The sequence below is a fragment of the Parendozoicomonas sp. 2304DJ65-17 genome (assembly GCF_058148445.1).
In genome coordinates this window covers 398484-422534 of sequence record NZ_JBYVJV010000001.1, presented here as the reverse complement: position 1 = coordinate 422534, position 24051 = coordinate 398484, and the positions used below count along the sequence as shown (strand labels likewise).

The 24051-nt window shown below is 46.8% G+C and carries 19 protein-coding genes; 5 read left to right on the top strand and 14 right to left on the bottom strand.

What is annotated here, in order from left to right; all coding sequences use genetic code 11:
- Positions 1-78 precede the first annotated feature (78 nt).
- Positions 79-870: an OmpA family protein gene (locus tag ACY2RR_RS01910; RefSeq protein ID WP_490106443.1), complete on the bottom strand. Its 792-nt coding sequence runs from the start codon at positions 868-870 to the stop codon at positions 79-81.
- A gap of 290 nt (positions 871-1160) precedes the next feature.
- Between ACY2RR_RS01910 and ACY2RR_RS01905 the strand changes: the two genes are divergently transcribed.
- Positions 1161-2174 (top strand): family 20 glycosylhydrolase, encoded by a 1014-nt coding sequence (locus tag ACY2RR_RS01905; RefSeq protein ID WP_490106442.1) that lies wholly within the window; start codon positions 1161-1163, stop codon positions 2172-2174.
- Here the strand turns inward: ACY2RR_RS01905 and ACY2RR_RS01900 are convergent.
- The 8 genes from ACY2RR_RS01900 to ACY2RR_RS01865 all read right to left on the bottom strand — a co-directional run bounded on the left by ACY2RR_RS01900 (position 2166) and on the right by ACY2RR_RS01865 (position 13766).
- Entirely contained in the window at positions 2166-3590 is a 1425-nt protein-coding gene (locus ACY2RR_RS01900) for a sodium:solute symporter family protein (protein WP_490106441.1), read from the bottom strand. The genes ACY2RR_RS01905 and ACY2RR_RS01900 overlap by 9 nt on opposite strands.
- A gap of 330 nt (positions 3591-3920) precedes the next feature.
- Positions 3921-5207 (bottom strand): DUF1329 domain-containing protein, encoded by a 1287-nt coding sequence (locus ACY2RR_RS01895; protein WP_490106440.1) that lies wholly within the window; start codon positions 5205-5207, stop codon positions 3921-3923.
- Positions 5208-5525: 318 nt separating this feature from the next.
- A complete protein-coding gene (locus ACY2RR_RS01890) occupies positions 5526-5813 on the bottom strand; it encodes a hypothetical protein (RefSeq protein ID WP_490106439.1) in 288 nt (95 codons plus the stop codon).
- A gap of 12 nt (positions 5814-5825) precedes the next feature.
- Positions 5826-7166, bottom strand: a complete 1341-nt coding sequence (locus tag ACY2RR_RS01885) for a reductive dehalogenase (RefSeq protein ID WP_490106438.1) — start codon at positions 7164-7166, stop codon at positions 5826-5828.
- A gap of 99 nt (positions 7167-7265) precedes the next feature.
- Positions 7266-8096 (bottom strand): helix-turn-helix transcriptional regulator, encoded by an 831-nt coding sequence (locus tag ACY2RR_RS01880; RefSeq protein WP_490106437.1) that lies wholly within the window; start codon positions 8094-8096, stop codon positions 7266-7268.
- A gap of 121 nt (positions 8097-8217) precedes the next feature.
- A complete protein-coding gene (locus tag ACY2RR_RS01875; RefSeq protein WP_490106436.1) occupies positions 8218-11313 on the bottom strand; it encodes an efflux RND transporter permease subunit in 3096 nt (1031 codons plus the stop codon).
- On the bottom strand, positions 11310-12392 hold the full coding sequence (locus ACY2RR_RS01870) for an efflux RND transporter periplasmic adaptor subunit (protein WP_490106435.1): 1083 nt from the start codon (positions 12390-12392) through the stop codon (positions 11310-11312). Before ACY2RR_RS01870 ends, ACY2RR_RS01875 begins: the two co-directional genes overlap by 4 nt.
- Before the next feature lie 246 nt (positions 12393-12638).
- Complete coding sequence (locus ACY2RR_RS01865) at positions 12639-13766, bottom strand: alpha/beta hydrolase (RefSeq protein WP_490106434.1); 1128 nt, start codon at positions 13764-13766, stop codon at positions 12639-12641.
- 112 nt (positions 13767-13878) lie between these two features.
- Here ACY2RR_RS01865 and ACY2RR_RS01860 point away from each other — a divergent pair, with 112 nt between their 5' ends.
- The gene (locus ACY2RR_RS01860; protein ID WP_490106433.1) at positions 13879-14907 is read left to right on the top strand and encodes an AraC family transcriptional regulator; all 1029 of its coding nucleotides are present in this window, start codon (positions 13879-13881) and stop codon (positions 14905-14907) included.
- A gap of 9 nt (positions 14908-14916) precedes the next feature.
- Here ACY2RR_RS01860 and ACY2RR_RS01855 read toward each other — a convergent pair whose 3' ends face one another.
- Positions 14917-15411: a YehS family protein gene (locus ACY2RR_RS01855; protein ID WP_490106432.1), complete on the bottom strand. Its 495-nt coding sequence runs from the start codon at positions 15409-15411 to the stop codon at positions 14917-14919.
- Positions 15412-15806: 395 nt separating this feature from the next.
- Here ACY2RR_RS01855 and ACY2RR_RS01850 point away from each other — a divergent pair, with 395 nt between their 5' ends.
- On the top strand, positions 15807-16448 hold the full coding sequence (locus ACY2RR_RS01850; protein WP_490106431.1) for an energy transducer TonB: 642 nt from the start codon (positions 15807-15809) through the stop codon (positions 16446-16448).
- Positions 16449-16460: 12 nt separating this feature from the next.
- Here the strand turns inward: ACY2RR_RS01850 and ACY2RR_RS01845 are convergent, their stop codons facing one another.
- Complete coding sequence (locus ACY2RR_RS01845) at positions 16461-17177, bottom strand: type 1 glutamine amidotransferase (RefSeq protein WP_490106430.1); 717 nt, start codon at positions 17175-17177, stop codon at positions 16461-16463.
- A 186-nt stretch (positions 17178-17363) separates the two neighbouring features.
- On the opposite strand from ACY2RR_RS01845, the gene ACY2RR_RS01840 reads away from it, so the two are divergent.
- Entirely contained in the window at positions 17364-18014 is a 651-nt protein-coding gene (locus ACY2RR_RS01840; RefSeq protein ID WP_490106429.1) for a helix-turn-helix transcriptional regulator, read from the top strand.
- 71 nt (positions 18015-18085) lie between these two features.
- Here ACY2RR_RS01840 and ACY2RR_RS01835 read toward each other — a convergent pair whose 3' ends face one another.
- Together ACY2RR_RS01835 and speB are read right to left on the bottom strand one after the other, a co-directional pair.
- Positions 18086-19657: a BCCT family transporter gene (locus ACY2RR_RS01835; protein WP_490106428.1), complete on the bottom strand. Its 1572-nt coding sequence runs from the start codon at positions 19655-19657 to the stop codon at positions 18086-18088.
- A 99-nt stretch (positions 19658-19756) separates the two neighbouring features.
- Positions 19757-20722 (bottom strand): agmatinase, encoded by a 966-nt coding sequence (gene speB, locus ACY2RR_RS01830; protein WP_490106427.1) that lies wholly within the window; start codon positions 20720-20722, stop codon positions 19757-19759.
- A 178-nt stretch (positions 20723-20900) separates the two neighbouring features.
- Here speB and ACY2RR_RS01825 point away from each other — a divergent pair, with 178 nt between their 5' ends.
- A complete protein-coding gene (locus ACY2RR_RS01825; RefSeq protein ID WP_490106426.1) occupies positions 20901-21803 on the top strand; it encodes a LysR family transcriptional regulator in 903 nt (300 codons plus the stop codon).
- Here the strand turns inward: ACY2RR_RS01825 and ACY2RR_RS01820 are convergent.
- A complete protein-coding gene (locus tag ACY2RR_RS01820; RefSeq protein WP_490106425.1) occupies positions 21798-23687 on the bottom strand; it encodes a hypothetical protein in 1890 nt (629 codons plus the stop codon). The genes ACY2RR_RS01825 and ACY2RR_RS01820 overlap by 6 nt on opposite strands.
- Positions 23688-24051: the final 364 nt, after the last annotated feature.

The window sequence follows — 24051 nt, the reverse complement described above, 5'->3', positions numbered from 1 at the left end:
CGAACGGAGTTCTGACAGGTGGGCTTGAAAACCACTGGGCTATCAAGCCTGAAGGTCAGATTAATAAGTACAGCAGATTTACTTGGAGAAGAACGTTTCCGGATCTGGTGGCGTATTTTTTCTTATCAGGCGAACTTCCACCCTGCGGTTTTTGGCTCTGCCTGCAGCGGTGTTGTTACTGGCAACAGGATAACGCTCGGCATGAAAGCGGGTCTTGATGATTTCTTCTGGAATACCCAGATAGGTCAGGTAACTGGCAACGTTTTCTGCCCGATCTTTGGCAATTTGCAGATTATCCAGATGATGACCAGCACCGTCGGTATGACCATCCACATGCACCGCTTCAATCTCCTTATCTTCACGAACATAAGCTGCGAGATTATTCAGATCATCTGCAAATCTCGGTTGCGGGCGACTCTTGCCGCTGGAGAATTGAATGCGCAACAGGCTGAGCTGGTCATAACTTGCTGGCAGAAGCTGGTTGCGACAGTCCTGGAAAGCCAGAGCAGGCTTATAGATTCCGGTATTGCTAAGAGTTATGGCTCTTTGTCCTTTCTTTTCATCAAGAACAATCTTTCCCCAGTAGCCGGTTGTTAAGCCCCGCAGAAGACCTTCTGCGCCATTGGGCTGATAAGGAGTTTTCGGTGAAATTGGGCCTTTGCCCAGTTCTACTGGCTTTTGATTCTGCTTCCAGGGAGGAGGAGTTTGCACTAATGACAGTGTACCGGTGCTGCTTTTATCGCCATCAAAAAGAGTCAGGCTTAGTGGGTGGCCAGCACGGGCTACAAACTCCATATAACCATTGCTGACTGGTTGCCTGAGACGACATGTAAAGTTGTCTCCTTCACTGTGCCAGCTGGTCTGATCCATATCCACAACTTGTGCTGAACTCTGGCCAGCAGGGCTGCAGATGAGAATGAGTATTGATAGGAGCTGAATTCTGTCAGTTTTGTTGAGGATACGTCCGAACATCATCCTTTCCTTCTGCCTCTACCCATTGAAATCCGTTAATTAAGTGAATAGCAGATCGGCTAATCTTTGGGGTGAATAAGCCGTTCAATCTGATGAAAGCTGATAAAAATCAAAGAGTTCTGACGGTGTTGTGACGGTTTTGTTAGTGGTTTGTTGATGTTCCCGAAGCATGCACGGATGGTTGACGCATGGGATTACTTGATAACATATTAACGCCAGATGGTGGTGATTGGGGAGGCATTCCCTGGCGAGTATTGCACCTTGTTGGCTATACCAGACCTGACGAGTTGAGAAGTCTGGGTAAGAACCTGAGGGCTATTGCTCGTCTTGGTGTCAACAATATTATTTTGGCAATCGATTATAAGTTCAGATACCAAACTGACCCTGATTTGCGCTATGGGGAGGAGTACATAGGTGCATCAGAAGCTCACGATTTTACGGTACAGGCAAAAAAGTTTGGCATAGAAGTCATCCCCCAATTTCACTGTATAAGCCATCAATCCTGGAATGAAACAACTTTTCCGCTGTTATCTAAATATCCTGAGTTCGATGTCACCCCAGGGCTGTATCCAAATAATGATGGAATAGAGACCAGAGAGTGGGATCCAACTAATCCGAAGCTCTATCCCATCTTGTTTGCGTTATTTGATGAGTTGATCGAAGCCTTTGACTCTAAAGCTTTTCATATAGGAATGGATGAAATTTTTCTGCTTGGATCACGTAATGCCACGTTCTTCAGTGATAAAGATGTTGATGAGGCTTTTGCAGAAGGTATTACCCGAATCTATGAACACCTCGCCGGAGAAAGGCAGCAGCAGGTGTTAATGTGGGGGGACAGGCTGGTTTGCGGAAGAGCGCACCCATTGGGAATCTCTTTCTCATGCAAAGATGGCCTGAGTAATGCGATTCATCAGATACCAAAAGATATCATTATTTGTGATTGGCAGATGGAGCGCCGCAGGGATTTTGAAACAATGGCTGAATTTGTGGAAGAGGGCTTTCGTGTTCTTCCTGTGAGCTGGAAAGACACAGGAGCGATTGAAGACTCTTTGCGTTATTGCACTCTGATAAACAGCCCAAATGTTATAGGGCGTATTTTTACTACCTGGAGAGAAGAGGGGGGTAGACCTGATCATTATGGCCCACTAATAGAGGGCGTAAAGTTGATTAAAATGTACACAGATAGAAAGCGTTTATTTTAAATAAGCTCTATTAGAAAGCATACAGATCGTTAAATTCACGCCTAATGCCCACAGCCCGGTGTGAATATTGAGAAAATACTTCATGTGATCCATCAGGCCATAAAAATAAACGGCCAATCCACAGATTAATCCTGCTAGGACCGCTACTGCGTTGATTTGACGATTATGCAGGCACAGTACAAATGCCGGGAAACATTGCAGTAAAACTTCGAGCTTTATTTCAACCAGCCTCCATAAAGTTATATCCCTGTGCATGGCCGCTCCGGCCAGAAACGTAACCACAGTTACTGCCAAGAAGGTATCTATTTTCATTGAACGGGTTGACGGTGAACTGGGTAGCAGGTCGCGCCTTAAAATAGATACCGCAGAGAGAAGAACGGAGTCGGCGGTAGACATAAGAGCTGCGCACAGGGCTAAGAAGACCATGCCTGCTCCCAAGCTTAATAAACTGCCCTCCTGCCCAAGCTTATTTAATAGAAGAGGAAGTACCTGGTCCGCTGCAATGTCATGGGTCTCAATCAATGACATTGCGCCTAGTCCTATAAAAATAACCGCTATATGCATCATCACCATTAACAACCCATAAACAGCCATGGAGTGATAAGCAGTTTGATGATTTTGAGCGGCAAAGTAACGTTGTATAGCATGGGGATAAACAATAATGGAAAGCCCGGCCAGCAGCATAAGACTTAGCCATTTCATACATAGAGCGAGGTCAGGTGGTGGAAGTGAATCAGGGCGGGTAGACATGACAATAGTGGTTATTTGTTCTGGGGAGCCAAAGTGAAGCCCCACCCAAACAACCAGCAACCCTAAGCCTGAAATCATCAGAATGCCCTGCAAGGCATCTGTCCATGCCACGGCTCGCATTCCTCCAGCGAGATCATAAAGAAGCACGATGAGCGCCATGCCGATGACACCCTGTTGGTAATTTAAATCCCCACCACTAAGCGCCTCGGTGATTTCTCCCATAGCTTTGAACTGAGCGAATAAAACGTTGGCAGACACCAAAACCATAATAACGGCGATAAGAATTTTGAGAAGTAAATACCCTCTGTTTCCAGCAAAGCGATGAGTGACCCAATCACCAGGGGTAATAAATTGATAGCTTTGTGCCAGTGGACGAAGCCGGGGAACAATCAGGTGATAACTGAGCAGGGCTCCCATAGGGATACCAAGGGATATCATCCAACCAAAGCCCCGTTTCCAAGCTTCCGCCGGGTATCCCATCATTGTGCTGCTGGAGTAGGTTGTGGCAAACAGCGTGAGCACAAGAACAAAAGGCCCGAGAGATCGCCCGGCCAGGTAATACTCTTGAGCCTCCCGGGTTTTATTTTTCTTCCAGGCTAGTGCACAGATGGGAATCAGAAGCAGAAGGTATAAGCAAACAGCCTGAGAGTAGTTCTCAATGCTCATGCTCGACCCTGTGAACGATTATGGCTTGAAGACGCCAGGCCATAATATTCAGGATTCCAACAAATAGAGCACAAACAATGGCCCGAACGACCCAAAGGGGGAACCCGGTTCCGGTATTTCGGGGTTATCAAACCAGGGAATGGTATATCAAGCGGCAACCGCCATCAGTGCGTAACAGAAACGCAGTGATAAGCGCAGAGCGTTATCAGACATTGTTATTCTTCCGTCCTGCAATCTTTTGCAGGAAGTCTAGAACAGTTGTCTGGGAATGCATTTTGAGGTGATACCTGCGTTGTCTGACGGCTCAGACAACGCAGGGTTTAGGAGAACTTAACGTCTACCTTCACGGCGCAGTGCGCTTGAAGTGAAATCACGCTTTTTCACTTTAGGATTGAAGTCGTATTCGTCTTCCTGGTTATTCAGACCATCAACAAAATAGCGTCCACGTTCTAGGTCATAAATAACCTCAGCAGTACTGGAAACCAGAGGGATTTCGTAATAGTTGATTGGGTGGGCTTCCTGGTAACGAACCAGCTCGCCTTTCTTGTTATAAACATCAACCATCAGAACCTGCCAGCTGTCTTCATCAAGATAAAAGCGCCGCTTGGCATAGGGGTGCTTGAATCCTGTTCTGAGAGTGGCATCCACAACCCAAACCCGATGGGGTTCAAAGCGAAGCAGATTGGGGTTCAGAGATTTAGGCTTGAGGATCTCTTCATACTGAACGTCACCTGAGTGGAGCTTGTAGCTGTTATAAGGAACATAGAATTCCTGACGACCCTTCAGCTCCCAGTCGTACCTGTCCAGAGAACCATTGAACATATCTGCAGTATCGGCAGTCAGCATACCACCGGTATCTGGCATGATGTCTTCGTAAGCCAGCTTTGGCAGACGGCGTACTTTTCGCTGGCCTGGAGTATATTGCCAGGCTTTTCGGGGAGCGTTGATCTGGTCAATTGTTTCCTTAACCAGAAGAGCAGTGCCAGCGTTACGAACCGGACTCAAAACATTGTGCTTGTAGTAGAACAGTGTATTGGCCAGCTTCTTTTGAGAAATATCTTCACGTCCATAATTGAAGAACACCGTTCTTTCCAATTTGGCAAGAGTATAAGTACCGTCGGGCTGAACAGTGGTTCGGTGCCCGGTGTAATTCAAACCTTCACCACGGTAGCGCATGGTATGGTTCCAGATCGCTTCCTGACCATTTTTAGGAACCGGGAATGGAATACCCGCTGTAGCTCCGGAAACACCGTTGCCACGGAAGGTCAGTTCTGCTGTTTCTGAATTTTTCTTACTGCTTTCATAAATGCGCTCAGGTAAAGATGCCGAGCGGCGGCTTGGGTAAACATTGATCTTGTAGTCAGGGTTTGACTTCAGGAGAGCCAGTGCACCTTCACTCAACATACCCTTGTACTCGTCCAGATTTCTCTGGCTTATGACTGTTGTAATTTTATCTTCAGCAAAAGGATCTGGGTGTTGGTCACCGGGCTTGTAATCAGCTGGAGACTGGGTAATGCCACCAGTCCACTCAGGAATTGTGCCGTCCTTGTTTGCGGACAGGATTGCTCCAACTGGAGAGAGTGAGTCGTTGAGTGCTGCAGATGCCACTGGGGACATAAGCGCTGCACCTGTCGTAAGCACTCCAAACATCGCATAAAACAGGGGTTTCATAGAGACAGTCTCAGTAGTTCTTATTAGTTCAGACTGAATTGCCAATTTGCAGCGTGCTATCCGGCACTGCAGCAAATGACATTATCGTGTCGTTTGTATAGCCGAAACATACATGGTGGAGTTTGCCTATGTAGTTTCCGCAGGGCAAGAGGGAGAGATGTTTTCTGAGCGCTATTTATTAACAATTGGTTACTTTTATCAATTCAGGTAATGGTTCTTGTCAGTGTTCCGGCAAGAGAACTTATCTCTCACCGGAGCAGAAGATTACTTGGGCCAGACCAACTTTGCCCCTGCAGTGGTAATCATCATTCCCGGAAGGAAAATAACCAGCATTCCCATACTGCCGGCTTGAGGCTCTCCCTCAAGAACAGAACTTACCGACCAGGCAATCGCAAAAAGTATTGTGGCAGTACCCAGTGCCAAAACGCCCAGCGATTTAAAATCAGCCTGCCAGTTTTTATGGAGCCAGTACAGGCCGACAACGGTCAATGCTGTCACTGCACCCAGCAGGAAGAACAGTACTTCAATGCCGCTGAAAATTCCCAGAAACATAATATTTTCTCCTTACTTGTGACCGTTGTAACTTCTGCCTTTAGCAGACCAGAATGTTTCTGCAGCCTTCGGATCGAAGGTGTCTCCGTAACCAAACCAGATATCCATCTCTCGCATAAAACTGTGCAGCTGATTTGGCATGGCATCATTCATCTTTTCGATTAATCGGTGATGCCAGAAGTCAGGTTTGTTATACGGGCATGTCGTGATACAGGTACCGCAGCTGGTGTTGCTTTCATTCCAGTAGTTCAGACAGGCGACAGTGTCGCAGTACCACTTTTCTACACCTACGGCATGGGGTTCATGGTCATGGCCTTCTGGCGGATACATGGATGGCTCATAATCTTTTGAGATGGCATCAGAAGGGCAGGCATCTGCGCAGCGCTGGCAGTGTTTGCAGAAGTTGCGTACACCGAAGGTTGCAGGTTTGTCGTAGTTTACAAACTCGAGATCTGTATAGACTTTAGCAAGGCGAATACGAGGCCCCATACTGTAGTTCACCAGAATACCCATACGGGAGCCTTCTCCCAGGCCTGCTGCTACTGCGTAAGGGATAGACATTCCCAGATCGTTACCAGAGGCAACGGCTCCATAGCCAAGGTTCTGGAGAAAGGTGGATACCTGATAACCGGTGTACACCATCTTGTTATACCCCTCACCACAAGTAGCGTCGGAAATATAAGTTGGGGCTGCGGCATGGGCTTCATAGTCCATTTCAAAACCAAGAACGATGACGGTTTTCGGTTTGAACGGGAAGTCATCCCATGTACGGGTTTCATCTTTAAATGCGTCGTAGAAAGAAGCGTAGTCCCAGCGATCATCCTGATGGGTGATACCGACAACCTGAGCACCGTAAAGGCGTGCGGCGCGCTTAATAGCATCGGCAGCCTGTTGTTTGGATTCAAACTTGTAGCGTTCACCTTTAGGCTTTTTCTGCCAGGTTGTCAGCCCGGCATCGAAACCTGTACGGGTTGTACTGCCAGCAATTTCCCTTTGCATATCCCAGGCTCCGTTAGCCAGAGCCATTTCCAGCCGCCCCTGACCGGGCGTTGATTCATCAACTGTTTTGCGTAGAGATATTTTTGCTTTCCGGCGAATAAAGCGGTTGAACTCAGTGTTGCGCTGATGAAAGCGTTGGTAGTCTTTCGCTACCGGAATCGGGAATCCGTTGTGTTCCTGCAAAAGAATGGAAGGTTGTTCTTCAGCTTTTGCCGCTGGTATTACCAAACCGGTAGAACTGGTGGCAATCAGATTGGCAGCTCCTGCTGCACCGCCCAAGACACCAAGTTTAAGAAAACTGCGACGATTGAATGTCGAATCAGTTTGCCCTTTATCGGGTTGTTGTTTGTTCATCTGAATGGCTCTGAATAGTGCTGTCTGAGAGATCTTCTTCGCATTATTCAGAGCTGTGATTTCCGGGGCAGTGTGATTTATTACACTGGTTTTGGGTCTTTAATTCTCACGTTGATCAGAATCAAAAATATCGCTTCCCAAAGAGATAACGTCCAAAGCCTGACAGAGAGCAATCAGGTGTTGGCGATTTTTAGCTCCCAGCTTGGAACATAGCTGTTCAACGTGATAATCCACGCCCCTCTGAGTAATTCCGGCCAGCTCTGCAATACCGGCACGGCTTTCCCCCTGAGCCAATCCATAAATAACCTGCAGGGCATTTTCGCTGAAGATGGCCATATTCCGGTAAGGATTAAAATAATCGCGGTAATGATTGATCATCTCCAGATGAAAAATCAGTAGGGCATGGTTTAACTCGGCTTTTACTACAGTGAGATGCTTCTCCAGTTCTGCCGGCTTCATATAGCTGTGCAGCTTGTAGAGTCCTGACCAGTGTGGGCCGGTGAGTACATCAATTGGCCAGTTCAGAATGGAATAAATATTGTGGTTTTCCAGAAAGCCGGAAACGCGACTCAGGCCTTTTGGACCCTGCTGGCAAAACTGGTGGATAAACGGGTTTTTTAGTTTTGCGCTCTGCAGAAAATTCGGATCTTTCCCTGCGAACTGTCGGAAGTAGGTTTCCAGCATCAGGCGATCACGTTTCCGTGAAGTCACCAGAGTTTCGCATTCCGCTAAGTGATTAATAGAGAACAGACGTTTGGCAACGGGAGCATGAAGATCATGGAGTAAACGCTTTGGTGCTCCCTGATAAGTATACGATTCAAAACCAAGGGGCAGCAGGCGGACAGACAAATCATCAACAATCGCTGTTAATGAACGGCGGATGTTGTGGTCTTCACTCCAGGAAGTAATAGGGCTGAAATCGGAATACATGAATCATTACTGGTCATTAATCCCGAAAGATTTTAGAAGCCTTTGCTTGAGCGTGTATTGATCTGATGTAGCACTCTTATACAGGGAAGAATTGGTTTTATTCTTCCCTGTATGATTGAGGTCAGGCTGAAGCAGACTTCAAATCCTGTTCCAACTGGTGGGCAATGTATTCAGGTGATGTCGTGCGTTGTGCCAGCAGGCTGTACATAGACGGCACAACAACAATGGTTAGCAGACTGGAAACCAGCACACCAAAGAAAATAACAATACCGATCGTGATACGTGATTCTGCACCAGCACCATTGGAAAGTATCAGCGGAATCGCACTGGCAACCGTGGTAAAGGCAGTCATCAGAATCGGGCGCAAACGCAGTTTGGATGCTTCGATAATTGCCTGTTCAAAAGGGATATCCCGGTCACGGAGCTGGTTAATAAACTCCACAATCAGAATACCGTTCTTTGTTGCCAGGCCAATCAGCATAATCATGGCCAGCTGGCTGTAAATATTCAGGGTTTCTCCCGTTATCAGCAGCCCGCTCATTGCGCCAGCCAGTCCTAAAGGCACGGTCAGCATAACCACAAATGGATGCACAAAACTTTCAAACTGAGCAGCCAGTACCAGGAACACAATCACCATAGCCAGACCAAACACCGCCATAATGGAGCTCTGGTTGGAACGGTAATCGTAAGATTCTCCTTTGTAATCCACGATCACCTGTGGAGGCAGGTTATCCACTACTGCCTGATCCAGGTAAGTCAGGGCATCCCCAAGGGAGTAATCACCTACAAGGCTGGCGGAAAGGGTAACGGCACGGTTGCGGTTGTAATGGCGCAGTTGGGCAGCCTTACCAATTTCATTAACCGTAACAAGGTTATCCAGGCGAATTAGTTCTCCGCTGGTGTGAGAGCGCACATACAGTTTCGAAAGGTCACTGACAGAGAGGAAATCATCATCTGGTGCTTTCAGGTAAACATCATACTCTTCACCACGCTCCATAAAAGTTGTAGTGGTTTTACCGCCCAGCATGGTTTCCAGCGTTGAGCCGATGGTATCTGTTGAAACGCCTAGCTGTTGAGCCCGCTTTTTATTGATGGAGATTTCCATCTGGGGCTGGTTCTGGTTGAAGTCGAGCTCGATATCTGTCAGCCCTGGGTTTTCCGCTGCCTTTTGTTGCAACTGATCAGCCCATTGCACCAGCTGGTCAAAAGAACCACCACCGATGACATATTGCACTGGTGCTTCTGAACGGCCACCAATACTGGAGCGCATAACCGGGAAGGCCTGAACATTGGGAATAGCAGAAAGTTCTTTACGCAGTTGCTTGGCCAGAGTGAAAACATCGGTATCCCGCTCACTCCAGTCTGTGAGGGTCAGTATCAACATACCGGAGTTATCACCCCGGGACCCCCAGCTTGGAGTTTGCAGGAACAATGTATCCAGCACACCTTGTCCCAAACGTGGCAGCAAAATGGCCTCAATATCTTCCATGCTTTCCGCCATTGTGTCGTAACTGGCTCCTTCCGGACCTTTTACGACGATAAACAGGTTCCCTCTGTCTTCTGATGGCGTAAATGTTTGGGGAATCTTGGGATACAGCAATGCTGTCGTGCACAGTGAAGCTGCCAGTAGAGCCAGTCCAAGCCAGCGTCGTCTTACAAAAACGGTGACCAACTTTTCATAACCATTCTCCAGCCGGGTCAGACCAGCTTCGGTCAGGCGATTTATGAATGATGGTTTTACATTCAATTTCAGAACCTTGGAACCCAACATTGGGGAGAGCGTCAAGGCAATCAGGCTCGAGAATACAACAGCTCCAGCCAAGGTGAGTGCATACTCCGAAAACAGTCTGCCTACCGTACCCTCCATAAATACAATGGGTACGAAGGTCATCACCAACACTACTGTGGTGGCAACAACGGCGAAGCCAACTTCCCGTGCGCCATGCCAGGCAGCTGCCAATGGGGTTTTCCCCATTTCAAGGTGACGGTGAATGTTTTCCAGCACCACAATGGCATCGTCTACTACCAGGCCAATGGCGAGAACCAGCGCCAATAGTGTCAGCAGGTTGATGGAGTAACCCATCATGTAAATCACAATAAACGCAGCGATCAGGGACACGGGCACTGTTACGGCTGGAATTAACGTTGCCCGAATATTGCCAAGGAAAATATAGAGAACCAGTACAACCAGCCCGATGGTTATAAACAGGGTGGATTGCACTTCATCAATGGAGCCTTGGATAAATACAGAGGCATCGTAGTTTATTGACAGGTCAGTACCTTCCGGAAGGAAAGGAGAAAAGGCTGCAATCTCGTCTTTCACATTGGCGATTACTTCAACAGGGTTAGCGTTGGAAATAGGAACAATCGCCAGAGTAATAACGTTGCGGCCATTGGCTTTGGAAAGGCTTTCCTCTTCTTTGGCTCCGGTTTGAATATTGGCAATATCTTTCAGGTAAACAGTAGATAAACCATCTTGGCGCACGACCAGCTGGCGGAAAGTCTCTTCAGTATCGTAGTCACGCATGACTCGTACCTGAATCGAACGCTGTGTCCCCCGAATTTTACCGCCAGGCATTTCTGCGTTTTCACGGCGAAGCGCGCCTTCAACGTCTTCGGTGGTAATTCCTCGGGCAGCCATACTGTGAGCGTCCAGCTCAACCCGCATAACGTATTCACGGGTACCCCAGATATCTACGGAACTTACGCCGCTTACGAGGGAGAGACGATCCTGCAGAGTTCGCTCGGCATAGTCCGTCAGTTCAACCGGTGACATGGTGTCACTCTGGAGTGTTAAACGAAGGATAGCTTCACCATTGCCGCTATTTTTCCAGACCACAGGAGACTCTGCTTCATCCGGCAAACGCCAGGTCACCCGGGACATAGCCTCTCGTACATCGTTGGCAGCAACTTCCATATCAGTGTCAGGAGTAAAAGTCACCGTGATCCGGGAGGTGCCGTGGGTACTGCGGCTTTCAATAGACTGAATACCATTAATACCGCCGAGCTGATCTTCCAGTACATCAGTGATTTTGGATTCAACAACTTCAGAAGACGCACCGTCATAAGCGGTGTATATGCTCACTTCCGGAGAAGTGACATCGGGAAGCTCCCGAACGGGTAACAACAGGAACGCAACAATACCAAAAGTGATCAGCAGCAGGCTGACTACTGTGGCAAAAACAGGGCGTTTTACCGCAAGATCAGAAAGGATCATGAATGAGCGTCTCCATCCTTTTCAGCGCTTGCGGCCACATCAGCATCAATAATCTGAACCGGGCTGCCATCACGAACTTTTACCACGCCCTGATCAACAACTTTGTCGCCTTCCTGAAGACCTTTCTTCACAGCGATGCTTTCCTCAAGAATGGTGCCGGTGGTAATGAACTGTTTGCGGGCAATATTGTTGTCATCAATCACAAAGACATATTTGTTGTTGCCATCAAACATTACGCTGCGAGCAGGTACTGCCAGTGTTGGTTTGGCGTTTACCTGCACGTTGATGCGTACCATCATTCCAGGGCGGAGTTTCAGGTCGTGGTTGGAAACGACTGCCCGTGCAGTAAATGTCAGGTTGTTGGGATTAATACGGGGATTGATAGTGTCGATGGAACCACTGAACATGTCATCAGGCCAGGCATCTGTTTCTGCAGTGATTGTTGTTCCGGGAGTAATTCGGCTGAGAACATTCTCAGGCAATTCAAAATAAAGCTTCATAACCGAAAGATCATCAAGCGTTGTAATCACCTGACTGGCAGTAATCAAAGCGCCTTTACTGATATCACTGAAACCGAGTACACCACTGAAAGGGGCACTCAAAGTGTGGTAACTGAGCACAGCCTTTTCAGCGGCCAGAGTTGCTTTGGCTTTATCAACCATGGCTTGTTGGGCTTCCAACTGGTCTTTGGATACCGCCTGACGCTGATAAAGAGCCTCCATATACTCCAGCTGTCGTATCTCGTCAGACAGCGTAACTTTTGCTTCCTCAACCTTGGCTTTTTGCTCACGGCTGTCCAAAACAACAAGAGCGTCGTTTTCATTTACAGACAAGCCATCTTCGATATTCAACCTGGCAATTCGACCATTAATACGTGATGCAATATCAACAGACTGGTTAGATTTCAGAGTGCCCAGCGCAGAGAGATTCTGTGGTACCAGAGTGTTTTCAACCGTTGTAGCAGTCACAGCTGGTGCGGAAGGGGTCGGCTTTTTAGCAGCGAAAGCCGATTGCGACGACAGGGCCAGGGCTATAACGGCCAGAAGTGCAGGAAGAGTCTGTTTACAGCGAGTGAGCATGTGTGACTGCCAGAAAGTGATTATGACTTTGTATGGTGTAATTTTATCTTCAACAGGCTCGGTAATGAGTTACGGAAAAACACTTAATGAGAATCATTCTTGCTACCGGGGTGGCCGAAGAAATTGCAGGCTTATTAGACGGGAAAAATGTCGCGGAAGTATCTTGCATGGAGCAAGGTTTGTCGCAAAGTGTCACAGATAGATAAACGCTGGCGGGTATTAACTACCCGCCAAGTGGGAAAGTAGTTATGAAAGGCCTGAAATTTCAACAATGCAGTTGGCAATCTCTGCACCTTTGGTTTCTTCAATGAAATGCGAAGTATCTTTAAACACTTCAATATGGCCTGCTGCTTGAGGCAGTGCTGATGCCCACTGATCAAGAACACTCTGTTTAGAAACCACATCCCATTCACCAAATAGTGCTCTTACAGGAATGTTCTTACCATCTGGCCCCCAGGCTGAGGTAATGGTGTCTTGGATGTAGCGATAAAACGGTCGGTTATTCTGTTTACCGTGGGTTGGATCATCATAAGTCCAGCCGTGGCCCCACACAGGTGTTTGTCTGACCATTCTCTGAGAACTGCGAACATTGGCTGTGGATGAGCGGAACTGGCCACCATAGACCTGTTCAAAGATTTTCTGTTGTTTACTGAGTCGTCCGGTCAGTACCTTGATGAGATGGGTCACAAAGAGAGCCGCAAACTTCGCCGAGTTCTGGTTTTTAATCGGTTCCAATCCATAAACAAAAGCTGCCAGATTTCCCCAAAGGGCTTTGGGAATAACTTTTGGTGATCGAGACCACGGCAGGAGACGACCAGGAAAACGGTCGTAGGTGAGGCCTCCATCATCTCGTGATACCGGGAAAACAGTTGTGTTAAGAACAATCAGCGCGTTGACTCTTTCTGGTTGCTGGATCATCGCGCCGATACCAATGGGGCCGCCCCAGTCGTGTACTACCAGAGTGATATTTTGAAGGTCCAGATAGTTAACAAGTTGAATCAGGTTATTGGCATGGTGCATATCTACCATTTCAAAACTGGCCTGGTCAGAAAGGCCAAAGCCAATATGATCCATGGCAACCACCCGAACGGCTTTCTTACTTTTTTTGATCAACTCTTTGAGAGCATTGTGGTAGGTGTACGAAGATTCCGGGTTGCCGTGAACAAACAAAACAGTGGTTTCAGCTTTACCACTGCCATAGGTCTTGTCGTAAAAAAAGAGTTTTTTGCCTTTATCCACGCCTTCAGGAATTACAAACCAGGCTTCAGAACCTGCAGGGAAGTAGTCGTCTGGATAATCCTTGAGAACAGTGTTGCCACAGGTGTCAGAAATACATTGGGTTATCTTTGCTGAAGTCATAGTTTGCTGAAGCATAGCAGGCCTACTTGTTATTATTCGTCATTCATTATTAATGTTCCTGCCCTGTATGTTTATGAGGGAACTGGCAAAGTAATTGATAATTTCGGACGTGAGTGTTGCAGCCTGAATGGCCAGAATTATCAACAATCAGGAACTCCAGCGGCCAATTACCGGTTTGTTTCCGATGCTGCGCTTCGCCGCAGATAACAAGATTTCTATAAGGCGACTTCTCAGAAATACAGATTTGAACTCCCGCAGTTTTCTTGATTTACAAAAGCAGGTATCTGTTGATCAGGAACTACAGATTTGCCGAAACCTTATCGCTTCAAGTGATGATCCTGCCCTCTCTCTTAAACTTGGCCGTTATTACGGGCTGGATGCTCATGGGCTTATTGGCCAGCTTATGCGCAGCACCAAAACTCTTGAAGAGAGTCTGGAAGCTCTTGATCGTTTTTCTTCCCTTGGTAATAGCTTTTTTACCATGCGAGTACAGAAGCGAGAGGAAGGTTATCGGGTACTTATGATTCCCCGGGCTGACTTGGGTGATTTGCAGGGATTTCTACTGGAGCGGGATATGAGTGCCGGAGCCTTATGGATTCAGGATGTGTTTTCTATCCACCAGAGCGAGATGGTGGTAAAGCTTGGTATGAGCCATACACCTGCAAGCACTGCAACGGATTATGGGTATTATCTGGTGCCGGATATTCAGTTCGGGGCGTTGGAGAACTATGCCGACCTTTCCCGTAAAGCGGTGACCCGCAAGGTGGCTGAAAATGATGCAGAAAATAGCCAGCTTCTCTACAGACAGTGCCAGGCTGAAATACTGATACGAGGAGAGAGTGTTAAGACATTAAGCGAACAGATAAGGCGTTATCTGGAAACCTCTGCCAGCTATCCGAATCAGGCTCAGGTATCTGAACATTTCAGCGTGAATGAAAGAACTTTGCGACGAAAACTGGCAGCAGAAGGAACCAGTTTTCGTGAAATCATTGATGAAAGCCGAATGCAGCAATCATCAGAGCTGCTCATTGTCAGTACACTCAGTGTTGAACAGATTTCAGAACAGCTGGGTTACAGCGAAGCCAGCGCCTTTATTCATGCCTTTAGGCGCTGGTTCGGGAAAACGCCTGCCCAATATCGCCAAACTAACAAATAACGGTATTAATCAGTTTTGAGGCTTTCTTTTGGGAAGGTCAGTACGGTATTTCAGTGTCATGCCGGTAATGAAATTTCGCAGGAACTGGTTGCCGCATTCTTTGTAATTACGGTGACCGCGCTTTCTGAAAATGGCAGACAGCTCTGATTTGGACACTTCAAAATCAGCCAGCTTCATCATATCGATAATATCGGTGTCCTTGAGTTCAAGGGCAATTCTGAGTTTGCGAAGAACTTCATTCTTGGAAAGCGGGGCACCTTTAGGCAGGTAATCTGGTTTTCTGCCTTCCTGCGCGCCTCTGCGGTGGATAATCAGGCCATCAAGAAAACGGGCCAGAACATCGTCGTGGCACAGTACGTAACCTTCTTCATCTTCCTTTCGCATTAGGTTAAAGAGGTGATAGACCGGAATCTCATGCTCGGCCAGCTTGAAAATGGCGACCATTTCATCATCACTCAGGTTTAAAGCAAAACGCAGGCGACGCAACACATCATTGGCAATCATAAAGCACCGGAGGAAAGAGGTAATCTGAAGCTGGTGGGCAGTATTTTATTGGATGACGAGCATTATATCGGATGTGGGCAATGGCTGCAGGTAGGAACTGTACTGAAATATGCAATGGACTTGGGTCAATAAAAGAGGCGGTTCAAATGTTTCGTGACAACCTTTCCTGAATGATTCGTTGACAATTATAAGCCGAGCACCATGATAGATTCGGCCTATTATTTAACGCTACCAGACCTCGGGAGTCTTTCTGCTAGTACCCCGATAAAAATATGCTGAATCCGATTTCTATAACTCTTATATGCTCCATTTTTCTCCACATCGGTGTGGGGCTTTCCCTGTATTTTTTTCCAAATCAGCGACAGTTAGATTTCCCCATTCTCCCGGCTCAAAGGGTGACCGTTAACCTGCGAGTTGCCAAGCAGCCTGAACCAATGGTTGAAAAGCGAGAGCAGACAGCTAAGAAAAAAATTGTAACAACCACTGGGGCTTCTGAGAACAAGCATGTTGTTCCCCCAAAACAACCTGAAAAACCCAAACCTGTGAAAAAGCCACCTCCGGTTAAAAAGGCACAGGTTGCAGAGAAACTGCCGGAAATTAAGAAAAAAAAACCGAAAAAAACTGAACCAGAGGTAAAGCCAACTCCAGAGGCAGGGGATGAAGCCTCTCCGCAGGAGATGGTTGCCAAAGAAATCCGGCATGTACCTGTAGTCAGCGAAGTGAAAGATTCTATGGTGCAGGGAGCATCCAGCCAGTATCGTCTGGTGGAAACTCCCCGTTTTTCTGGTCGCCAGGAGCAGCCTGTGTACCCTTACCGTGCTCGCCGTATGGGGCAGCAGGGCACGGTGGTACTGGAGGTGAAGCTGGATGACAGGGGGAATATTGTGGGCATGGAAGTTGAAACAACCTCAGGCTACAAATCTCTGGATAAAGCAGCCCTCAAAGCCGTAGCCCGCTGGCGCTTCCTGCCATTGGTTGAAGGTGGCAGAGGAATTCCATCCCGGGTAAAAATCCCTGTTAAGTTCCGTTTGAGCTGATCTGCGCCTGAATTAAACCACAGAGCCGGCTCTCAGAAACTTTTCGAGCAGTTTTCCAGCCTTTTCACGACTGTCTGGCTTTTGAGCTTCCTCGAGAGCCCGGTCGGCTTTCTCAGAGCCAAGCTTGTCTCTGTCCTGCTCGCAAAGATAAGAGAAGGTACGGCGGTCAAACTCAGGGTGGGCTTGAAATGTGAGAATATGATTACCCTTGCGACTGATGCCAACAGGGCAGAAATCGCAACCGGCGAGAAGTTCAAAACCCTCCGCCATAACGTCTACCTGATCCTGATGAATCGCGACAACCTTGATCTCTTCTCCGGCGGAGAATTCCCCCAGATCCTGATGGGCGAATACGGGATAAGGACCTGCTCCCCAGCCTTTTGGGGATTTTCTCACTTCTCCCCCCAGAGCCAGATGAATAATCTGGTGTCCAAAGCAGATACCGAGAAGATTTGACTGTTTGCTATCCGCGTCCCGGATAAACTGTTTCAGGGTTTGGATCCATTCATCCGAGTCGTAGCAGCTCCAGATGCTACCACTGATAATCCAGGCATCACAAATATCAGGATTTTCGGGAAACTCACCTTTGGAGCACTGCCAGCTGAGGTGTTCCCAGTGATCCGGATTGGCGCTTTCGATCATGTTGACGAAGCTGTCCCGATAAGGGCCTAGTTTCTTTAAGCCTTCAGGATTCTGGCTGTCGCAAAGAAGAATACCTAATTTCGGCATTATACAACCTTGGTTAATGAGAATTGTTCAGAAAATAATAGATTTACGACGGTAATAAATACGAGAGTATGACTTTTGTAAAAGTCTCAATATACTTTAATAAAGTTCACTTAAGTTGATTCAAAGCAAAATAATGAAGTATTCAATCAACTATAAGTAATAACAAAGTTTAGAAGGTGGTTTTTTATGGGCCCCGATACTAATGAATACCGCTCTGACAATCTAAAACCTTATTTTGTTATTGCGGATTTTATCGCCGAGTTTATTGGACCTCATTGTGAGGTTGTTCTTCACTCTCTGGAAAATGTACAGAGTTCTGTTGTTTATATTGTGAATGGTCACAATACCAACAGAAAGCTGGGTTCTCCGATGACAGACCTGGGTATTAAACAGGTTGCAGAAATGCGCAAAACTGGTAGCCGGATTACAGGGAGTTATTTCACCCACGGCCGTGACGGTTCATTATTTAAATCTATTTCCTGTGGTTGTACTGATGCCGATAACAATATTATTGGCTTCCTGTGTATCAACATGAACCTTGATTGTCCGTTCCCTCAAATCATCAAAACCATGATGCCTGGGTTAGATAATCATACTGAAGTTCTTGATGAACAGTTTAACCATGATATGGATGAACTGTTGGTAACTGTGACTGAACAGGTTATCAATGAAGTTTCAACGGATCGCTCTATTCCATTGAAACAAAAGAATCGCTGTATTGTTCATGAATTATTCGATCGCGGTATTTTCCAGATCAAAGGTGCGCCTCAGTATATTGCTGATCAGCTGAATGTAACCAAGCATTCTGTTTATAAGTATTACCGTGAAGTGAAATAAACTTTCACTTTCAGGGCACAAAAAAAGCCGGACTTTTTAAGTCCGGCTTTTTTTGTGCGTTAAAAGTTTGATCAGGCTGTTGCTGCCAAACCTTCAGTGTCTTCTTTGGTTTCTTTTTCTTCCGTTTTTGTAGAAACCTTTAGTGAGTCCTCATCAAACTCTGCCCGGAGCATCTTAATAACCGATGTCATGGCAAGGAACAGAACTAGCATCAAAGGAAGTGCAAAGATCAGGCTCACACTCTGAAGAATAGCCAGACCAGAGCTGGACATCATCAGTACCAGTGCCAGAGCTGAAGGCAGCACGCCCCACAGGAACAGCATGTTTCTGGATGGGTTCAGATCACCATTACAGGAGATCACACTCAGGATATAAGTGGATGAGTTGAGTGAGGTAATCAGACCAAGGAACATTGCCAGGATAATTCCGTAAGAAATAAATGTTCCCAGAGGGAAGTGCTCGAATACCAGGAAGTTAGCCAGAGGAGCGTATTCAGCAGCCTGACGGATAACGTTGATATCAGACAGCAGGGCAGTTGTACCGAAACCTGAACCCCAGATGTAGATGGCAACAGGTGGAGTCAGAATCGCGCCAAGAATAAACTCACGAACAGTACGGCCACGGGATACACGCGCAACAAATGGGCCCACAAATGGTGACCAGGCAATTGCCCATGCATAGTAGAACAGAGTCCACTTGCCATACCAGGGAGCGTTATCAGAGAAGGTTGGCAGCGCGAGGCCATCACGGAACGCATTGCTCAGGTAATCACCGAGGGAGGTCAGCAATACGTTAAACATGGTGGTGGTTTCGCCAAGGGCATAAACCGTTACCAGCATGGCAATAACCAGTACCGCAAAAATATCGGAAACGCTTTTAATACCTTTCTTTACGCCAGTAATAGCGCAGCTGATAACAATGGCGGTAATACCAATAACCAGAACAGTTTTAATAGTCATGGTATCGGGAACGCCCAGCATATGACTCAAGCCACTGTTGATAGTCAGAGCAGCAAAACCGATAGAGGTAGCAACACCAGAAGCAGCAGCCAGTACGCAGATAATATTGATCAGCTTAGCCAGCTTGCCTTTGGTCTTGTCTTCACCCCAGGGCAGAAGAATATTACTGACCATACCGCTTTGGTTTTTACGGAACATCAGGTAGGCAACAGCCAGACCAAGCACCGCAAACATAGACCATGCCTGAACACCCTGGTGCAGGAAGAATTTACGGAAGGCAAAAGCCGCAGCTTCAGGTGTTTCCGGAGTAATTCCCGCCATAGGATTTACATAATGAGAAACCGGCTCAGCAATTCCCCACAGAATCATCACTGTTCCCATACCGGCAGAGAACAACATACCCAGCCAGGAGAAGGTGCTGAATTCTGGCCGGGAATCATCCGGCCCCAGGCGGATATCGCCGTATTTACTGAATGCCAGGAAAAAGAGAATAAGAACAAAGGCAAAAGTTCCACCGGCATATACCCAGCCAAACTTGTCAATAATGTAGTTCATTGTTCCCAGACTTAACTCTGCAAGTGCGTCTGGGGAAATTAATCCGAGTCCGATTATACAACCTAGAAGAGTCAGACAGATTATCAGTATCTGCTTGTCGTCTTTCTCGGCTTTAATTGTATGTGTCATTCGCCTGAAACCTTCTGAGCATCATTAGGGACGAATCTGTCTGGAGTTTCCAGATTCTACAAAAAAGACCAGCACAATAAGTGCTGGTCAGATCATTGATTAAGAGTTTCTCGCGTGGAAAATAAAGCCAATGCTGTTCATCAGAACCTGAGCAGCAAGAATGGCTGTTGAATCGGTTGGGTCATAAGCTGGTGCAACTTCAACCAAGTCCATACCAACGATATTCCCTTTACTGCGTTTGGCCAGTGCCTGAATGATTTCAACTACTTCGTAGTATTGGAAGCCACCGTGGCTCGGGGTGCCAGTACCTGGAGCAATAGATGGGTCGAAACCATCAATATCAATAGTGATGTAGTAAGCCTTACCGTGGGGAATGCGATCCAGAACACCTTTTACACCAAGACGACGTACATCACGAACAGACATCACATCGGAACCAGCTTCTCTGGCGGCATTAAAGTCGGAACGGTTAGAAGACGACACGTTACGGATGCCCATCTGGGTCATGCCGGTAATGTGATCCATTTCAGATGCACGACGGATTGGGTTGCCGTGGCCTTCGCGAACACCGTGGCGCTCATCTACAAAATCAAGGTGTGCATCAAAGTGGATAACATGAATAGGCCCCTGATCACGGAATGCCCGAAGCACTGGAGTGGTTACCGAGTGGTCACCACCGATAATAATCGGCATAGTGCCAGCTTCCAGCAATTTGTGAACGGCAAATTCTGTGTTGTTATGACTCTGTGCCATGTCGGTGTGAACGATATCAGCATCACCCACATCAACGATTTTTACTTCTTCGTTAGTCAGATAAAGCACATCGTCTTCGTGATCATAGGCTCCGGAGTGGCCGAAAGAGAACAGGGTGGATGCTTCACGAACGGCACGAGGCCCAAAACGAGCGCCAGAGCGCCACTGGGTGCCCATATCATTGGGAACACCAAGTACGGCAACGTCGGCATCAATATTATCCCAATCATTACAAACAGGAGCTTTGGCAAATGTGCAGTGGCCAACGAAAGGAAGATTTAATCGACCGGCTTCGTACCCATTATTACTCATCAGAGACATCCTTAATTCATTGGTTGTGTTCTAAACGCACAATCAATGTAAGGATTGCAATGTATGGGTAAAATACATTTCTATCTGAATACAGATCGTATAAAACCGAAGTAATGTTTTATTTAGTTCGGTAATGATTGTTGTTTGTAGTTGGCCGAATTAAAAACTTCGGTGATTTATGAAACAAGTACATGATGCAGATCTGCGTATGCTGCGCATTTTTGTAACTATAGTCAACTGTAGTGGTTTTTCAGCAGCGCAATCAGTATTAAATATTGGTCAGTCAACAATCAGTGAATATGTTGGTCGATTAGAAATTCGAATTGGTGCACGACTTTGTTATCGTGGTCGAGGCGGTTTTCGATTAACAGAAGCTGGGGAAAAAGTTTTTGCATCTGCCCAGAGGCTGCTTGCCTCTGTTGAAAGCTTTCGGCAGGAAGTGAGTGTTTTTTCAGGTGAAATTCAAGGTGAACTGAGATTAGGGCTGATTGATAACACAATAACCAATGAAGACTTTCCTATTCTCCCCATATTAAAAAAGTTTCAGGACATACATCCCAATGTTCAGATTCATCTTGAAACCCGCTCTCCCCATGATTTGGAACAACGCATTCTAAGTGGAGCATTACATCTGGCAATCAGCCCGTTCCCTGTTCATATTCAGGGGGTTCAGTATGAAAAGCTGTTTGATGAGCCGCACCAGCTGTACTGTGGAAAAGATCATCCACTGTTTACTAAAAACAATGTAACTTTGCCAGATATACAACAGAGTCCAGTTGTTGTTCATGGGTATGAACATGAAGCCGATCTTGCTTCTATCCAGGCAAAAGTGACGGGCGCGATTATTGATAATATGGAATCAGAAGCTTTGCTGATAATGACGGGCAACTATGTTGGCTTGCTTCCCAGACATTATGCACGGCAATTTGAAGACGCTGGAAAGATAAAAGCATTGCTGCCGGATGAGTTGTGTTATGCCTCCAGTTTTTACCTGGCTCACAGAAAGGATGAACATCTGCCAGTTGTGCTAACGGCATTTACTCAGCATCTTCGAAGTTTTTTCTCTGCCCCCGGTTCATAAATCCATATCGGTTTCAAAGGGATCCTCTTCATCTGGTACAGCTTTTGTCTTTGGAGATGCAGGGTTGGAGCCAGAGGATCTTCTTATGGTGCTGCGTGCAAATCGAGACCAGTTACCATGCCTTTCCTTAAATCTGCGGGTAACGACTGCTTCTGATTCTTCTGGAGTGTCTTGCTGTGAGAGGTGCAACTCTCCCAGTGGTTTATCAAGAGCTGTGGCGGAATCTACGGCTTCGGTTTCTACTGCTACTACTTCTGCTTCAGAAGGGCGTTCTTCCCTGGCTGGTGGTGGAACATAATCCTTGAACTGCTCTCTGGGCTTTAATGTTAAATCCGGCATGTTCAGATCGTAATGCACGCTGGCAACCACTACAGTCCAGCGGCCACGTGGAGCGGCCTTAAGAACATACTGAAGTCGCAACTCTGCAATATTATCCGTCATTCTCCAGGTGACATCGGCGCCTTTTTTGCCTTTGGAGTGTTTCCTGACATAAGCATCCCTGTGTTGGGTTGATGCAACATAATCTCTGACAGGAACACCAGTTGGTGACTTTCCGACCTGCTTTGTTCTGTTGACACTGACTCTATTGAAACTTGTGGTAGTGGTAAGGTAGATCGTATCCCCGGATCGTAGAATGTCACCAATGTAAATGCCGCTGCCCGATTGAGGTTCTATCTGTTTCTTTGAGTCGATCATGCACTCGAACATGGCTGGATGAGTAAGATCGCCAGATTCATGAGGGACGTGAAAATTTATGTAAACAGGGAAGGACGAATTCTGGGATATGAAGTCTTCAAGCCTGCTTTGTAAGGCTGGATTGTCATCTGTAATGGCTCTCATAGCAGCCCAAAAGGCTTCGTTCTGGCTCTTCAAATGAGCCTGCTTCATCGCTTTGACCTCTTCCTCATGTTTTTCCTTCTCGCCTGTTGATGCACCAACTTCAGGCGCGCGCGCCATAAGTTCTCTCAGCTCTTCTTCATTTTTATCCTTGAGATCCCAGGTGTTTAGAAGTGATGCCTGATCTCCACTCTCCTCTTCATCCATCTCTTCTTCATCTTCATCCGATACCAGCCTTTGATCACTTAGCTGAATTAAAGACCGAAAAAACTCCTTACTTGGATCTTTGGGAGAACCTTCAGATGCCAGCATGGTTGTTTTTAACACGTTCTGGAAGTGTTGGGGTAAGCTCATTTTTCGACCATTAACACTAACGTTCGCTGTGAAAACCGTTTGGGAAGTATCGAGGACAGCTTTAACGGAATATTTATGCATATCAGGAAGAGGGTCTTCCATCGCTTCAGGTAAAGAGAGTCTTCGTGCTCTTGGTCTTGCTTCAGCATCAGAGGTTGAAGTTCTGAGATCGGTGTAGCTGATGCCAAGGCCAAGCTCTTTGTATTTGCTGATATCTTCCTGAGTAGTGGGAGATTCTGAGCTGGCTGTTGCTATCGGTGGCTCAACACGACTCCTTTTTCTTCCTGCTGCTTTTTCCTTTTTACTTTTTGTCCTGACTAGATTGAGGCGCCGTTCCATCTCTGGATCTACCTGCATATCCGGACCAGAAATTTTTACTGGGGGGGGGGATGTTCCTGCTGGAGGAGGCTTTTTCCCTTTTCCGGTTGAGCTCATGTTTGCTCCATACACTGGAATAAACATCGGGCGGTTAGCAGTAGCTGCATTTAAGTAATCACTCTTGGTCATGCCTGTGCCAGACCAGTCTGGCCTCAGATAAGCTGGCATGCCTTTGCTCATTAACGGTAACGAAACCTCCATTTTTCTGGCTGCAAGCTCGTAAAGGTTGCTATGACCTGAATTGATAAGCGCATACTCTTCATCGGAAAGAAGTACTGTAAGTTCTTCTAACCCTTTGCCTGCAGACATTCTCATTAAGGGAACTATATGGGGGAGAGAAACAACCTCAACGTTGTGAACAGGGTTCTGGACAGGAGGAGTCGGGAGAAAGTAGCTGTTATCTTTTCCACCAGTAAAAGAAAAAACGTAGGTGTAAACGGGTTCAAGTGTTGGTGTGTAAGTAATTTTCAGATGACGATAAAGGGCTTTGCTTGTAAAAGGATTTGAAAAAACAGCTGAGCTAAACGTTATCAACAGACACAATAAAACAACAACTCTGGCAAACATTCTTTAAGCCAACATTCTTTAAACTGAGGGTGCAATTTCCTGATGAATGATAGTAGAGGATTGTCGTTTTCGTGCGGGGAATGAGGGGGGATGAAAAACCCATACTGCCCAG

What these genes read in the sequence shown, in the direction of transcription:
- ACY2RR_RS01910 (WP_490106443.1), bottom strand. Translation starts at nt 870, where the DNA reads ATGGATCAGACCAGCTGGCACAGTGAAGGAGACAACTTTACATGTCGT.
- ACY2RR_RS01905 (WP_490106442.1), top strand. Translation starts at nt 1,161, where the DNA reads ATGGGATTACTTGATAACATATTAACGCCAGATGGTGGTGATTGGGGA.
- ACY2RR_RS01900 (WP_490106441.1), bottom strand. Translation starts at nt 3,590, where the DNA reads ATGAGCATTGAGAACTACTCTCAGGCTGTTTGCTTATACCTTCTGCTT.
- ACY2RR_RS01895 (WP_490106440.1), bottom strand. Translation starts at nt 5,207, where the DNA reads ATGTCCCCAGTGGCATCTGCAGCACTCAACGACTCACTCTCTCCAGTT.
- ACY2RR_RS01890 (WP_490106439.1), bottom strand. Translation starts at nt 5,813, where the DNA reads ATGTTTCTGGGAATTTTCAGCGGCATTGAAGTACTGTTCTTCCTGCTG.
- ACY2RR_RS01885 (WP_490106438.1), bottom strand. Translation starts at nt 7,166, where the DNA reads ATGAACAAACAACAACCCGATAAAGGGCAAACTGATTCGACATTCAAT.
- ACY2RR_RS01880 (WP_490106437.1), bottom strand. Translation starts at nt 8,096, where the DNA reads ATGTATTCCGATTTCAGCCCTATTACTTCCTGGAGTGAAGACCACAAC.
- ACY2RR_RS01875 (WP_490106436.1), bottom strand. Translation starts at nt 11,313, where the DNA reads ATGATCCTTTCTGATCTTGCGGTAAAACGCCCTGTTTTTGCCACAGTA.
- ACY2RR_RS01870 (WP_490106435.1), bottom strand. Translation starts at nt 12,392, where the DNA reads ATGCTCACTCGCTGTAAACAGACTCTTCCTGCACTTCTGGCCGTTATA.
- ACY2RR_RS01865 (WP_490106434.1), bottom strand. Translation starts at nt 13,766, where the DNA reads ATGCTTCAGCAAACTATGACTTCAGCAAAGATAACCCAATGTATTTCT.
- ACY2RR_RS01860 (WP_490106433.1), top strand. Translation starts at nt 13,879, where the DNA reads ATGGCCAGAATTATCAACAATCAGGAACTCCAGCGGCCAATTACCGGT.
- ACY2RR_RS01855 (WP_490106432.1), bottom strand. Translation starts at nt 15,411, where the DNA reads ATGATTGCCAATGATGTGTTGCGTCGCCTGCGTTTTGCTTTAAACCTG.
- ACY2RR_RS01845 (WP_490106430.1), bottom strand. Translation starts at nt 17,177, where the DNA reads ATGCCGAAATTAGGTATTCTTCTTTGCGACAGCCAGAATCCTGAAGGC.
- ACY2RR_RS01840 (WP_490106429.1), top strand. Translation starts at nt 17,364, where the DNA reads ATGGGCCCCGATACTAATGAATACCGCTCTGACAATCTAAAACCTTAT.
- ACY2RR_RS01835 (WP_490106428.1), bottom strand. Translation starts at nt 19,657, where the DNA reads ATGACACATACAATTAAAGCCGAGAAAGACGACAAGCAGATACTGATA.
- speB (WP_490106427.1), bottom strand. Translation starts at nt 20,722, where the DNA reads ATGAGTAATAATGGGTACGAAGCCGGTCGATTAAATCTTCCTTTCGTT.
- ACY2RR_RS01825 (WP_490106426.1), top strand. Translation starts at nt 20,901, where the DNA reads ATGAAACAAGTACATGATGCAGATCTGCGTATGCTGCGCATTTTTGTA.
- ACY2RR_RS01820 (WP_490106425.1), bottom strand. Translation starts at nt 23,687, where the DNA reads ATGAGAATGTCTGCAGGCAAAGGGTTAGAAGAACTTACAGTACTTCTT.